General features: G+C 63.3%; 6 protein-coding genes. 5 read left to right on the plus strand and 1 reads right to left on the minus strand.

The window, feature by feature from the left end; all coding sequences use genetic code 11:
- The 5 genes from EN859_RS10180 to EN859_RS10200 all read left to right on the plus strand — a co-directional run bounded on the left by EN859_RS10180 (window position 1) and on the right by EN859_RS10200 (window position 14,550).
- Complete coding sequence (locus tag EN859_RS10180; RefSeq protein WP_245525519.1) at window positions 1–7,911, plus strand: translocation/assembly module TamB domain-containing protein; 7,911 nt, start codon at window positions 1–3, stop codon at window positions 7,909–7,911.
- 307 nt (window positions 7,912–8,218) lie between these two features.
- Window positions 8,219–9,871, plus strand: a complete 1,653-nt coding sequence (locus EN859_RS10185) for an ABC transporter substrate-binding protein (RefSeq protein WP_127853228.1) — start codon at window positions 8,219–8,221, stop codon at window positions 9,869–9,871.
- A 225-nt stretch (window positions 9,872–10,096) separates the two neighbouring features.
- Entirely contained in the window at window positions 10,097–11,131 is a 1,035-nt protein-coding gene (locus EN859_RS10190; protein ID WP_127853229.1) for an ABC transporter permease, read from the plus strand.
- Window positions 11,132–11,143: 12 nt separating this feature from the next.
- Window positions 11,144–12,301, plus strand: coding sequence for an ABC transporter permease (locus EN859_RS10195; protein WP_127853230.1), 1,158 nt, complete (start codon window positions 11,144–11,146; stop codon window positions 12,299–12,301).
- A gap of 56 nt (window positions 12,302–12,357) precedes the next feature.
- Entirely contained in the window at window positions 12,358–14,550 is a 2,193-nt protein-coding gene (locus tag EN859_RS10200; RefSeq protein WP_127853231.1) for an ABC transporter ATP-binding protein, read from the plus strand.
- A 36-nt stretch (window positions 14,551–14,586) separates the two neighbouring features.
- Here the strand turns inward: EN859_RS10200 and EN859_RS10205 are convergent, their stop codons facing one another.
- Window positions 14,587–15,177, minus strand: a complete 591-nt coding sequence (locus EN859_RS10205; protein WP_127853232.1) for a transglycosylase SLT domain-containing protein — start codon at window positions 15,175–15,177, stop codon at window positions 14,587–14,589.
- Window positions 15,178–15,180: the final 3 nt, after the last annotated feature.

The raw sequence follows: 15,180 nt of genomic DNA on the forward strand, positions 1-15,180 counted from the left end.
ATGAAGATGTTGAAGCGCATCCTTCGCATTGTCCTTTACACGCTGCTGATAGTGATGGCGGCGACGGCCGGTGCGCTTGTCGTGCTGACCAAGACCGAACGTGGCCGCGACAATCTCGCCGGAATCGTCTCGACCATGGCCTCGACGCCTGACCGCAAGGTCACGGTCAGCGGCATAGACGGTATCTGGTCCGGTGCGCTGAGGCTCGACCAGGTCGTGCTGGAGGATCGCGAGGGCGCCTGGCTGGTGGCCCGTAATGTGGCGGTCGATTGGTCGCCGCTGGCGCTCCTGTGGAAAAGTTTCAGCGCCGACCGCATCGCCACCGATCGCATCGAACTGGCGCGATTGCCGGTGGCCCGCACGCAGCCGAGCCAAGGCGGTACGACGACGCTGCCGGTTTCGATCGACATCAAGCAGATTGACCTTTCCGAAATCGCGCTCGGGCCGGATCTGGCCGGTAGCGGCGTCGCCGAACTGACTGCCAAAGGCGCACTCAGTGCCAGCGCGTCGCCGCTGGCGGTCGAGACGAACCTCAACATCGCCCGGCGCGACGGCAAGCAAGGCACGGTTGATGCCAAGGTTCATTTCGCACCCGCCAACAACAAGCTCGACCTCGATCTGAAGGCATCCGAGCCGGCGGGCGGCATCATCGCCAATCTGCTCAATTTGCCAGATGCGCCTCCGGTCGACATCGTCGTCTCCGGCACGGGCCCGGTCGCCAACTGGAGCGGCATCGGTACCTTCGTCGTCGACGGCCGGATCGTCACCCAGCTCACCGGCCGCCACCAACTCACCGACAGGGGCAACCATGTCGAAGCCAAGGGCGACGGCGACTTCGCGCGCTTCCTGCCGGAAAAGCTGAGACCGCTGTTTGCCGGCAGGACCAGCTTCGACCTTGCCGGGACTGCGATCGTGGCGGGCGGTATCGATGTCGAGCGCGCCAGCATCGACAGCGATGCCGTGCATGGCACCGCCGCCGGCATTGTCGACCCCAATGGTGCCAGCGACCTTTCGGTGGAACTCACCGCCAAGGGCCCGCCCATCGTGCTCAGCGTCGGCAGCGCGGCGCAGCCGGTGACCGTCGCCATCAAGGGCGCCACGGCCCGAGCGTTCGGTGGCGGCAAGACGCCGATAGTCGACATCGGCGCATCGCTGGTTTCGGTGGTGGCGGGCGGCACGAGGCTCGACGATCTGGCCGCCGCGATCCATTCCGACGGCTTCGACATCCAGAACCGTAGCGGCCCGGTCACCATCAAGCTTGTGGCCAGCGGCCTGAACACCGATGTCGCGACGCTGGCGCCACTGGTGACGGGCCAGGTCGCGGCCGATCTCGCCGGTTCGATCAGCAAGGACGAAGTCGTCGTCGATCGAGGCACGCTGAGCAGCGACGCGCTCAACGCCTCGCTGACGGCCAAGGTTACGTTGGCCGACCTGTCGATGCAGCTCAAGATGAACGCCGATGCGGTCTCGACGGCATTGCCGCCGCAGATCAGCGCGGTTCTCGGCGCGCGGGTGAAATTCTCGGCGACCGCGACCCGCGATCCGCAAGGCTCGTTTGCGGCCAATTCGCTGGAACTCTCTTCCGGCTCGCTCAGCGCCAGCGGCACCGCCAGCGCGCAAGGCACCGACATCCAGGCCGACATCAAGGGCACGCTCGGCGATGTTTCGGTTCTGTCGCCCATGGTTGGCGTGCCGGTAGCAGGCGGCATCGATTTCGCGCTGACGGCAAGCGGCGCCCGCAGTGCGCCGGATTTCTCGGTCTCGGCCAACAGCGACAGCCTGACGGCGTCCAACCGCACGGTGAAGACCATCAAATTGAGTGCGACCGGCAAGGCGGACATCACCAATCCCGCGGCCGATGTCTCGCTGACCGGCTCCGTCGACGACCAGCCGCTCGATCTCAAGGCATCACTGGTCACCAGTGACGGCAAGCGGTCCGTCAACGGGCTCAGCCTGTCGCTTGGCGACAACAAGGTTTCGGGCGACCTCGCGCTCGATGACAGCTTGCTGCCGCTCGGTACGCTGACGCTCTATGCGCCCGACATTGGTCCGCTGGCGTCGCTTGCCGGGCAGACGGCGGCAGGCGATGTGCAGGGCACAATCCGCTTCTCGAACGATGGCGCGCCGACGGTCGCCATAGATGCAACGAGCACCTCCATTTCGCGCGGCGACCTGGCGGCGAAAACCATCGCCGTCAACGCACTGGTCGCCAACTACCTTAAGGACCTAGCGATCTCCGGCACGATCAAGGCCGATACGGTCACGTCGGGAACCACGGTCATCAACGGCATCGGCGTCGACCTGAAGCGCGACGGCGAGTGGACCGGATTTGCCGGTGGCGCCACCATCGCCGGTATTCCGGCCACCGCGGCCGGCCGGGTCAAGATCGCCAACGGCACCACTAGCATCGAGATTGCTTCGGGCGAGGCCACCGTCCACGGCATCAAGGCGATCGCCGAACCATCGGGCCTCACGATTGCCAATGGCATGACCAACATCGAAAGGCTGGTGCTCGATCTCGGCGGTGGCTCGGTGACCGTATCAGGCACCGCCGGCCAGACGCTCGATCTGGCAGCCACCTTCTCCGCCTTGCCGGCCGCCCTTGCCAATGATTTCTCGACCGGTCTCGACGCTGCAGGCACGCTCGACGGCACAGCGCAAGTGTCGGGATCGCCAGCGAGCCCAGACATTCGCTTCAATGCAAGGTTGGCTGGCGCGGAGACCAGCCAGACCCGCCAGGCCGGGCTTGGGCCGCTCAGCCTCAATGCCGCTGGCCGCTTCACGACCGCCGGAGGCATCGCCATCGATCAGGCGACGCTTGCCGGTGAAAAAATTTCCGGCAAGGCGGCCGGCATCATCAATCCGAACGGCGCCAGCGATTTCTCGCTCGACCTCACCTCAACCGGCCCCAGCCTGCCGCTGGCGCTCGGCAGCACGGAAAGCCCGATCAATCTCGAGTTGCAGGCGCTGTCGTTGAAGGTCACGGGGCAGGGCATGCAATCGAGGCTGAATATGTCAGCGACACTGCCGTCGGTCGCCACCAACCTGGCCAAGGCCGAAGGCATCGCGCTTGCGCTGCATTCCGACGCCTTCGATCTGAAAGGCCGTACGGGGCCGATCTCCGGCACGGTCTCAGCGGACAAGATCAGCTCGGACAATCCGACCATCGCGCCGCTGCTCGCCGGAAAGATCACTGCCAAGGTCGCCGGCGATCTCGCTACCGACACCATCGTCATCGACAGTGGCTCGGTGACAAGCGAGGCACTGGACAGCGGCTTTAACGGCCTAATATCGCTGGCCGGCGGCGCCATCGATCTCAACCTCAAGGCCGATGCCGCGTCGGCAGCACTGCCGGAGGCAGTGCGCGGCGTGCTCGCCGAGCGGACGCAGCTCAGCGCGGCACTGAAGCGCGACGCCAACGGCAATATCACCGCCAATGCGGTCAGGCTGGTATCCGGCGCCCTCAGCGCCGATGGGCAGGCCAGTCTCGCCGACAACAAGCTAAACGCCGACGTCAAGGGCGCGCTGACCGATATCTCGCTTCTGTCGAAGGATGCCAAGGGCGCCTTTGCCTTCGCCCTGAATGCGCAGGGCGCCAGCACAGCGCCGGACCTGTCGCTGACGGTCAACAGCGACAGGCTTTCGGTGGCGGCGCGAGAAATCACCGGGCTGAAGCTCACCGCCACCGGCAAGGCCGACATCGCCAGCCCCGCCGCTGAAGTGTCGCTCACCGGGTCCGTCAACGACGAGCCACTCGATTTCAAGGCGTCGCTGGTAACGCGCCAGGGAAAGCGGTCCATAAACGGACTTAGCCTGTCGCTGGGCGACAACAAGGTTTCGGGCGACCTTGCTCTCGACGATAGATTCTTGCCGCTCGGCACGGTGGCGCTGGACCTGCCCGATATCAGTCCGCTCGCAGCCCTAGCGCTGGAAAACGCAAAGGGCGATGTGCGTGGCACGATAGCCTTTTCGCAGACCGACAACGGCCCGAACGTCGCCGTCAAGGCGACAACGGATTCAATTTCGCGCGGCGACATTTCCGCAGAAAAGATCACCATTGACGCGCTGATCGCCAATTACCTGGCCGCACCGGTGATCTCCGGAAAAATCCGCGCCGACAGCGTCACCTCCGGCGGCACAGTCATCCGCGGCATCGATGTCGATCTCAGCCGCGACGGCGACTGGACCAGGTTTTCCGGCGGCGCCACCGTCGAGGACATTCCGGCCACCGCCGCCGGCCGGGTGAAGATCGCGGACGGTACGACTGCTATCGTACTCGCTTCGGGTGAGGCGACCGTTCGCGGCATCAAGGCAGTGATCGCGCAACCGTCGATGCTGACCGTCGCCAACGGCGTAACCAGCATCGAGAAGCTGACGCTCGATGTCGGCGGTGGCTCGGTGTCGGTGTCAGGCACCGCCGACCAGACGCTTGACCTTGCAGCCACCTTCTCCGCGCTGCCTGCTGCCCTCGTCAATGATTTCTCGCCTGGCCTCGACGCCGCGGGTACGCTCGGCGGAACGGCGCAAGTAACGGGCTCTGCTTCGGCGCCCGACATCCGGTTCAACGCGCAACTGGCAGGCGCCGAGACCAACCAGACGCGCCAGGCGGGGCTCGGGCCGCTCGCTGTCGACGCGGCAGGCAGGGTTTCGACAGCCGGCGGCATCGTCATCGACCACGCCACGCTCTCGGGCGAAAAGATTTCCGGCAAGGCAGCGGGCACAGTCAATCCGAACGGCGCCAGCGATTTCTCTCTCGACCTAGCCTCGACCGGCCCTAGCCTGCCGCTGGCGCTCGGCAGCACGGAAAGCCCGATCAATCTCGAGCTGCAAGCGATGTCGGTGAAGGTCGCGGGGCAGGGCATGCAATCGAGACTGAATATCTCCGCCGTGCTGCCTTCGGTCGCGACGAATTTTGCCAAGGTCGAGAGCATCAGGCTTGCGCTGCACTCCGATGCCTTCGACGTGAAGGGTCGCACGGGGCCAATCTCCGGCACGGTGACGGTGGACAAGATCGGCCTCGACAATCCGACCATCACGCCGCTGCTCGCCGGACAAATCACGGCCAAGGTTGCCGGCAGCCTCGCCACAGATGTCATCGTCATCGACAGCGGCTCGGTGCAGGGCGAGGCACTGGACAGCGGCTTTAACGGCCGGGTCTCGCTGACTGGCGGCGCCATTGACCTCAACCTGAAGGCCGATGCCGCGTCCGCAGCACTGCCGGCGGCCGTGCGCGGGGTGCTCGCCGAGCGGACGCAACTCAGCGCGGCACTGAAGCGCGATGCCAACGGCAATGTCAGCGCCAGTGCGGTCAGGCTGGTATCCGGCGCCCTCAGCGCCGACGGGCAGGCCAGTCTCGCCGACAACAAGGTCAACGCCGACGTCAAGGGCGCGCTGACCGATATCTCGCTTCTGTCGAAGGACGCCCAAGGCGCCATCGCTTTTACCCTGAACGCGCAAGGTGCGAGCACTGCGCCGGACCTGTCGCTGACGGTCAACAGCGACAGGCTTTCGGTGGCGGCGCGAGAAATCACCGGGCTGAAGCTGACCGCCACTGGCAAGGCCGACGCCGCCAATCCGGCAGCGAATGTGCAGCTGACCGGCAATGTCGCGGGCCAGGCTTTGCAAGGCAGTGCTGTGCTGGCGACCTCCGATGGCAAGCGCGCCATCAACGGCCTGTTGCTGTCGCTGGGCAAGAACAGGATTTCCGGCAACCTCGCGCTCGACGACGCCTTCGTGCCGGCCGGCACGGTGGCGCTCGACGTGCCCGATATTGGGCCGCTCGCTGCCCTGGCATTGGAAAAGGCCGAAGGCGACGTGCGCGGCACGATTGCCTTCTCAAAGACAGGCAACGGCCCGAACGTCGCCGTCAAGGCAACCACCGCTTCGATCTCGCGCGGCGATATTTCCGCAAAGAAAGTCGCTATCGATGCGCTGATCGCCAACTATCTCGCAGCACCGGTGATTTCCGGCAAGGTCCGGGCCGACAGCGTTACTTCGGGCGACACCGTGATCCGCGGTATCGATGTCGACCTCAAGCGCGACGGCGACTGGACCGGCTTCTCCGGCGGCGCCACTGTCAAGGACATTCCGGCGAAGGCCGCTGGCCGGGTGAAGGTGGCTAACGGCACGACGACGGTCGAGCTTGCCTCCGGCCAGGCGACGATGCGCGGCGTCAAGGCGGCGATCGCCCAGACCTCGACCATCACCATAGCCAACGGCTCGACGAGCCTGGACCGGCTTGTGCTCAACCTCGGCGGCGGCACGGCGACGGTGACCGGCAAAGCTGGACAAGCGCTCGATCTCAACGCAGCGCTGGCGCGGGTGCCGATCTCGCTCGCCAACAGTTTCTCGCCTGGCCTCGATGCCGCTGGCTCGATCTCGGGTACGGTGAAGGTGACTGGCGCGCCGCTCAATCCTGCCGTTGCCTTCAACATCGATGCCGCCGGCGTGCAGACGTCGCAGACCCGCGGCGCCGGCTTCGGCGGCATGAGCGTGTCGTCTTCCGGCACCTTCGCCAGCAACAAACTGGCCTTCCAGGCCAATATCGGCGACGGATCGGGCCTCGGCCTGAAGGGCGGCGGCACGGTGACGACCGCCGGCACGCCCACGCTTGCGCTCGACTTCTCCGGCAAGGTGCCGTTCGCCTTCCTGACCCAGAAGCTTGCCGCGCAAGGCCTGTCGCTGAGCGGCACGGCCGATGTGAACATACAAGTGCGCGGGCCGGCAACGGCGCCGGTAATCAGCGGCACGGTCCGCACGGCCGGCTCTCGCCTGCTCGATGCGCGCTCCGGCCTTGCCGTCAACGACATCGCCGCCGACGTTTTGATCGGCGGCGGCGTTGCCAGGATCAACCGCCTGACCGGCACGCTGTCGACCCGCGGCAGCCTTTCGGCCAGCGGCACGGTTGGCATCAACCCGGCGCAAGGTTTCCCAGCCGACCTGTCGGTCAGGCTTGTCGATGGCCGCTACACGGACGGCAAGGTGGTCACCGCCAATCTCAGCGGCGACCTGACCATCAAGGGGCCGCTCGCCTCGGCGCCGGTGATTTCCGGCACCATCAACCTGGCCAAGACCGTCATTACCGTTCCCAACAAACTGCCGGGGTCGCTGGAGGCGCTCGACGTCAAGCACAAGAACGCACCGAGCGCCGTGCGCGCGCAGGACAGGGCGCTGCGCCCGGCGACCGCCAGCAACAGCGGTGGCGGCAGCGGCCTCACGCTGGATGTCACGGTCAATGCGCCGAACCAGATCTTCATTCAGGGCAGGGGTGTCGATGCCGAGCTTGGCGGCTCGCTGAAGCTGACCGGTCCGGCGTCTGCACCGCAGGCAGTCGGCAACTTCACATTGCAGCGCGGGCGGCTGACGATCCTCGCTAAGCGGCTGACCTTCACCGAAGGTACGGTCGGCTTTTCGGGTTCGCTGGTGCCTTACCTCAACCTGACGGCGACATCGACCACCAGCAGCGCCACGGTCACCATCGTGGTGTCGGGCGAGGCGACAAATCCGAAATTCAACTTCTCGTCCGTGCCTGCACTGCCGGAGGACGAGGTGCTGGCGCAGTTGATCTTCGGCCGCTCGATGTCGAACCTGTCGCCGCTGCAGATCGCGCAGCTTGCCGAAGCTGCCGGGCAACTGGCCGGGATCGGCGGCTCAACCTCGCTGCTGGAAAACCTGCGCGGCGCAATCGGTGTCGACGATCTCGACGTGATCACCGACGAACAGGGTGGCACCGCGGTCTCGGCAGGCAAGTATCTCAACGACCGCACCTATGTGACAATCCAGAAGGGCGACAAACCGGGGTCTGGCAAGGCGGCGATCGATTTCAATGTCGGGCGCGGCGTTAAACTGCGCGGCGAGGCCACCGACGCCGGCGAGGCCAAGGGCGGCGTCTTCTACGAACGCGAGTATTGACCAGCCGACGGCTGCGCTGAGCTTCGGTTTGGGAGGGATCACGCGCGAAATCAAAGCCCCACAGCGTCCTTTGCGTGTCCAAGAGGACGCGCGGCGCCGTAGTGAATGTCTCAGTTTAATCGACCGCGGAAATTCGGACGAAATCTGCGGCGCAGTAGCAATTTTGCGTCAAGACTGTCGTTATCACGCGAACTGCCTTGCTTCCAAAGTTGCACATTCCTTGGCATGTTCCCTTCCGCGCCTTCTTTGACATCACGGCCCGGATGCGGAATGTTAAAAGGCAGAAAGCCAACAATGGGAGTTAGTCATGACAATTTACAAGAGTAATGGTGATCGCGTTCCCGATCACATCCTGGCGATGGCTGAAGAAGCCAAGGCAGGCAAGATGGACCGCCGCGAATTCCTCGCCCTGGCCAGTGTCTTCGGCGCTTCGACGGCGATGGCCTACGGGTTGCTCGGCCTCGCCGATCCGACGCCGGCCAAGGCGGAAGAAGTACAGGGCAAGAAAGGCGGCACGCTGAAGGTCGCGCAGTGGGTCAAGGATCCCAAGGATCCGCGAAAGTCAGACTGGTCGGAAATCGCCAATGCCGAGCGCCAGGCGCTCGAGCCGCTGGTCAAGTACACAACCGAATATACGTTCCGCCCCTATCTTCTGGAATCCTGGGATGTGAATGACGATGCCACCGAATACACGCTGCATGTGCGCAAGGGCGTGACCTGGTCTAACGGTGATGCATTTACTGCCGATGACGTGATCTTCAACCTCAAGCGCTGGGCTGACAAGAAAGCCGAAGGCAATTCCATGCCCGGCCGCCTTGGCTCTCTGGTCAAGGACGACAAGCTGGACGAAAGTGCCGTGACCAAGGTCGACGATCACACGATCAAGCTGACGCTCGGCAAGCCTGACATCGCCCTCATCCCGAACATGTGCGACTACCCCGGCCTCATAGTCCATAAGACCTTCGACGAGAAGGGCGGCGATTTCAAAGCCTGCCCGATCGGCACCGGCCCGTTCGAACTGGTTTCCTACGATGTCGGCCAGAAGGTGGTCTACAAGCGCCGCGAGGACAACAAGTGGTGGGACGGCGAGGTCTTCCTCGACGGCATCGAGTTCATCGACTACGGCACCGATCCGGCAGCCATGGTCAGCGCCTTCGAGGCCGGTGAGGTCCACACCAATTTCGAGACATCGGCCGACTATGTGTCGATCCTCGACGGCATGGACCTGGTGAAGTCGGAGATCGTTACCGCCTCGACGATCGTCTGCCGTACCAACGTCAACAACAAGCCTTATGGCGACCAGAAGGTTCGCAACGCGCTGCAGCTCGCGGTCGACAACAATGTCGTCCTCCAGCTCGGTTACGGCAATGCCGGCACCGTTGCCGAAAACCACCATGTCTGCCAGATCCATCCGGAATATTACGAGCTGGCGAAGGTTGCACGCGATCCGGCCAAGGCTAAGGCGCTGATGGCGGAAGCCGGCCAAGCCGACTTCGAGCACGAGCTGATCACGGTCGACGAGGACTGGCACAAGAACACCGGCGACGCGATCGCCGCGCAGATGCGTGACGCTGGCATCAAGGTGAAGCGCACGGTGCTGCCGGGCTCGACGTTCTGGAACGACTGGACCAAGTATCCGCTGTCGATGACCAACTGGAACATGCGGCCGCTTGGCGTCCAGGTTCTTGCGATCGGCTACCGCACTGGCGAAGCGTGGAACGAGACAGCCTGGTCGAACCCCGACTGGGATGCCAAGCTCAATGCCGCGCTTGCTGTCGCCGACGCAGCAAAGCGCAAGGAAATGATGAAGGACATCGAGCAGATCCTGCAGGATTCCGGCATCATCATCCAACCCTACTGGCGCAAGCTCTACAGCCATTCGGTCAAGGCGGTGCAGAACTACAAGATGCACCCGACCTTCGAACGCGACTATGGCAAGGTCTGGCTCGACCAGGCGTGATCGGTCCGATCAGGGAAGGGGCGCTTCGCTCCTTCCCCTCACTCCTCGCACGAATCAATAACCGGAAGTCGGCGCAGCAAAAAGTTGCGGACTCTTCGGAGAAGGTCGTGCAATAACAGGGTTGATCGCATCCGAGGGCCCGTTTGACGGCCAGCTTTGCCGGCAGCGGCCGAGGTGGTTTTCCAAACCGGCTCCAACCCCAACCAGACCGGCAGGGGGGCCGCCATGCTTTCTTTTGTTCTCAGGCGTCTCGGCACCATGGCATTGACGATGCTGTGCCTGACGATGATCGTCTTCTTCCTGATCAATCTCGAACCTAATTTGAAGAAGCTGGCGATCAGCCAGACAGAAATGCATACCTCGGCCGAGCAGCTGGAGGCCTGGCTGGTCAATCATGGCTATCGGCAGAACTTCTTCGTCCGTTATGGCCAATGGCTGGGGCTGATGCCGAAGCAGCCGGTGACCGACCCCGCGACCGGCAAGCCTACGCGGCGTTTTTCCTTCTGCAACGATCCGGTCGTGCCGACATTCTCCGGTGTGCTGCAGGGCGATTTCGGCTGCTCGACCAAGTTCAAGACCACCGTGGCGTCAAAGCTGTTTCCGGCGCTCAGCGCCACCGGCATCCTGATGTTGTGCGTGCTCGCGGTGATGGTGCCGATCTCGCTTTTGATCGGCATTCTTGCCGGCATGCGCGAGGGCACGCGGACGGATAGAACGCTGTCGGTCGCCTCGATCGCGTCGACGGCGACGCCTGAATATGTGTCGGGCGTCATCTTCACCGTCATCTTCGCCTCGTGGCTAGGCTTGCTGAATGGCTCGGCGGCCTCGGCCAGCCAGGGTATCACCTTCTACAATTTCACCTTGCCGGTGATGACGCTGGCGATCTACGGCATCGGTTATATCGCCCGCATGACCCGCGCCTCGATGGTCGAGGTGATGACGCAGCAATATATCCGCACCGCACGGCTGAAGGGTCTCTCGTTCAGCAGCGTCGTGATCAAGCATGCGCTGCGCAACGCGCTGATCGCGCCCTTCACCGTTATCATGCTGCAGTTTCCCTGGCTGCTTACCGGCGTTGTCATCGTCGAGGTGATGTTTCGTTACCAGGGTTTTGGGTACACGCTGGTCGAGGCGGCCGGCAACAACGACATCGACCTTTTGCTCGGCTGTTCGCTGGTTTCAGTGTTCATCGTCTTGATCACCCAGCTCATTTCTGATGTCGGCTACGCGTTTCTCAATCCGCGTATCAGAGTCCAGTAGGAGATCGGGCGGATGCAGGTCGAATATCTCAGCGCCTTCAATGTCGTGCTCGGCGTGCTCGCGCGTTTCTGGCCGGTTTGGATCGCTATCATCCTGGTGATGGGAGCGAGCTTCGTCTACAAGAAGAAGCTCGCCCTCTACGGCCAGCTCTTCGACAGCGGCGTCGGCATCGTTGGCGTCGGCATCTGTTTGTTCTGGCTGTTCACGGCGATCTTTGCGTCGACCATTTCGCCCTTCGATCCGCTTGCCCAGGTTCCGCTCATGAAGAATGCGTTGCCCGGCGCGATGGAATCGCAATCGGGCCTCGTCTATCTCTTCGGCGGCGACAAGCTTGCTCGTGACGTGTTCAGCCGCATGGTCTATGGCAGCCAGATCGTGCTGGTCATCGCGCCGGCGGCGACGGGCTTTGCGCTGATGGTCGGCATCACGCTCGGCCTGCCGGCCGGCTATTACGGCGGCAAGATCGACACGGTGCTCTCCTTCCTGGCCAACCTGGTGCTGGCCTTCCCAGTGATCCTTCTGTTCTACCTGCTGGTGACGCCGGGCATCATGGACACGCCGATCCCCTACGGCATGGCCGGGCTGTTCTTCCTGTTTCCGATCATCTTCTTCAGCGTGCTGTTCTGGACGCGCTACAAGAAACGCCCCGACCGCCTCTACATCCTTTTGGGGCTGACGCTGATCATCGGCGGCTGGGTCTATGCCGGCCTCGTCTTCGACGCCGATCCGTTCAAGATCATCCATATCGATCCCAATCAGCTCAATATCTTCGTGGCGGTGGTGTTCGCCTCCAGCCCCGGCGTGTTCCGTATCGTGCGCGGGCTCACCATGGACATAAAGACGCGCGATTATGTGGCGGCGGCGCAGACGCGCGGGGAGTCGCCCTGGTACATTATGCTGTGGGAAATCCTGCCCAATGCGCGTGGACCGCTGATCGTCGATGCCTGTCTGCGCATCGGCTACACCACGATCCTGCTCGGCACGCTCGGTTATTTCGGGTTGGGGCTGGCGCCGGAAAGTCCGGACTGGGGCACCGCGATCAAGGATGCCAGCCGGCTGCTGCGCTCGTTCATCCACCCGGCGCTGCCGCCGACGATCGCGCTGATGTCGTTCGTGCTCGGGCTCAACCTCTTGGCCGACTCGCTGCGCGAACAGTCGATGAAAGATTGATTGATGGTCGGGGTCTCGACCCGATATGCTAAAAAGAACAAGGATTGGAGCGACCCATGAATGAGGCAGTTCGAAATCCCGTCGAGCCGATCATCGAGATCGAGAACCTGTCGATCTCCTTCTTCACCCGCAAGGGCGAGATCCCGGCCGTCATGGACTTTTCCTGCACGGTCATGCCCGGCGAGGCGATGGGCATCGTCGGCGAATCCGGCTGCGGCAAGTCGACCGTGTCGCTCGGCATCATGCGCGACCTCTCCAACATCGGGAAGATCGTCGGCGGCAAGATCAAGTTCCAGGGCAAGGACATGGGCGACCTGTCCGAGGAGGAACTGCGCTCCATCCGCGGCAACAAGATCGCGATGATCTATCAGGAGCCGATGGCGAGCCTGAACCCGGCGATGAAGGTCGGCCAACAATTGATGGAAGTGCCGCTGATCCACGACAAGGTGTCGAAGGGCGAAGCTTACAAACGCGCGCTGGAAATGGTGCGCGCGGTGAGGCTGCCCGATCCCGAGCGTATGATGCGCTCCTATCCGCACCAGCTCTCCGGCGGGCAGCAGCAGCGCATCGTCATTGCCATGGCGCTGCTGTCGAAGCCGGCGCTGCTTCTGCTCGACGAGCCGACGACGGCGCTCGACGTGACGGTGGAGGCCGGCATCGTCGACCTGGTCAAGGGGCTCGGCGAGAAGTTCGGCACCTCGATGATCTTCGTGTCGCACAATCTCGGCCTGATCCTCGAGACCTGCGACCGCATCACGGTGATGTATTCCGGCGAGGCGGTGGAGACCGGCAAGATCAAGGACGTCTTTGACCGGATGCGCCATCCCTATACGCAAGGCTTGTTCCGCTCGATCCCGCTGCCCGGCGCCGACAAGAATTCACGGCCGCTGATCTCCATTCCAGGGCAATTGCCGCTGCCGCACGAGCGGCCGAAGGGCTGCAATTTCGGTCCGCGCTGCCACCATTTCGTCGAGGGCGTCTGCAACGCCGCAGAAATTCCGATGATCCCGGTCGAAGGCCATGAAGGTCATTTTTCACGCTGCGTGCGTTTCAACGAGATCGACTGGGAAGCGCTGCCGCCCGGCGCCACGAAGGTCAATGAGCGCGTCGTGCCCGGCGCGCCGGTGCTCAAGATCGAGGACCTCAGGAAATACTACAAGGTCGGCGGCAGCGAGGTGTTCGGTTCGAGCGAGAGCCGCGTCGTCAAGGCCAACGAGACGATTTCCTTCATGGCACGCGAATCCGAGACCGTTGCCATCGTCGGCGAATCGGGTTGCGGAAAGTCGACGCTGGCCAAGGTGTTGCTCGGGCTGGAGACGGCAAGCTCCGGCAGCGTGACGCTCGGCAATAAGGAGATCCAGTCGACGGGCATCGAAAAGCGTAGTGTCGAGACCGTTTCGTCGATCCAGATGGTGTTTCAGAACCCGTTCGACACGCTCAACCCCAGTCACTCGGTTGGCTCGCAGATCATCCGCACGCTGGAAAAATTCAATGTCGGCAACACAGTGGCCGACCGCCGCAAGCGGATGCTGGAGCTTCTCGACCTGGTGAAGCTGCCGAGGGCGTTCGAGAGCCGCAAGCCGCGCCAGCTCTCAGGCGGCCAGAAACAGCGCATCGGCGTGGCGCGGGCCTTTGCCGGCGATGCCAAGGTGGTGGTGGCCGACGAGCCGGTCTCGGCACTCGACGTGTCGGTGCAGGCGGCAGTCACTGAGCTACTGATGGACATCCAGCGCAAGAACAAGACGACGATGCTGTTCATCAGCCACGACCTGTCTGTAGTGCGCTATATCGCCGATCGCGTCGTTGTCATGTATCTCGGCTATATCGTCGAGCAGGGCACGACCGACCAGATCTTTTCGCCGCCCTATCATCCCTATACTGAGGCGCTGCTCTCGGCGATCCCGATTGCCGACACCAGCGTGATCAAGAAGCACGTCGTGCTAGAGGGCGACATTCCGTCGGCGATGAATCCGCCGACCGGCTGTCCGTTCCAGACGCGCTGCGGCTACAAGAAACTGGTGCCGGACAATCTCTGCGAGACGAAAGTGCCGCCGGTTAAAAATCTCGGCGACGGGCATATGAGCCTGTGTTGGCTTGCCGACGACGTGCTGGCGAAAATGGAGCCGGTGATCAAGTTCGACGAGGAGCATGCCGCGCATGAGGGTGTGCCTGAAGACGCGCCGCCCGCCACCGCTGCAGGCTCGACAGGTGCTGCAGCCAAGCGCCCGAGCCGCAAGAAGCCACGCTGACGGGCGGCAGGATCTCGTTCTAAATCCGCGGCGTGTTCAATTGGCGCATTGGCGTAGCTGCGCGGCGTAGTCCTGCGCCATCTGTTCGGTGGCCCGCGCGTAGCGCTGGACGTCGGCATCGCCCCGCTCGCCACGCTTGTAGGCGGTCCAACCGAGGTAATAGGCCAGGTAGAGATTGTAGGTATCGTTGCGGGCGACGCCGAACGTGTCGGCGGTCTTGGAATGATACCAGCCGACGAAATCGACCGCATCGGCAAAGCGAGTGCGTCGTGCCGCCCAACTGCCGGTCTCGCCCTGATATTGCGCCCATGTGCCGTCAAGCGCCTGCGAGAAGCCGGTGGCGCTGGAGACATGCGTCCACGGAATGAAGCCCAGCAGCTTGGTGCGCGGCGGCCTGGCGTTGCTCTTGAAGCCGGATTCCTTGCGGACCGTCGCCATTAGCACGGGAACCGGGACGCCGTATTTCTGCCCAGCACGCTCGGCCGCCGCCTGCCAGTTGTCGAACCAGCCGTCATTCTGGTCGAAGACGGCACAGACATCATTGATATGGTTGGGCGGCGTCGCGCAGGCGGACAGCGCCAGCAACACGGCAATTGCTGCAATTTTACTAAAATTCGAACTACACATTCG

Source organism: Mesorhizobium sp. M00.F.Ca.ET.216.01.1.1 (assembly GCF_004010325.2).
Taxonomy (GTDB): Bacteria; Pseudomonadota; Alphaproteobacteria; order Rhizobiales; family Rhizobiaceae; genus Mesorhizobium.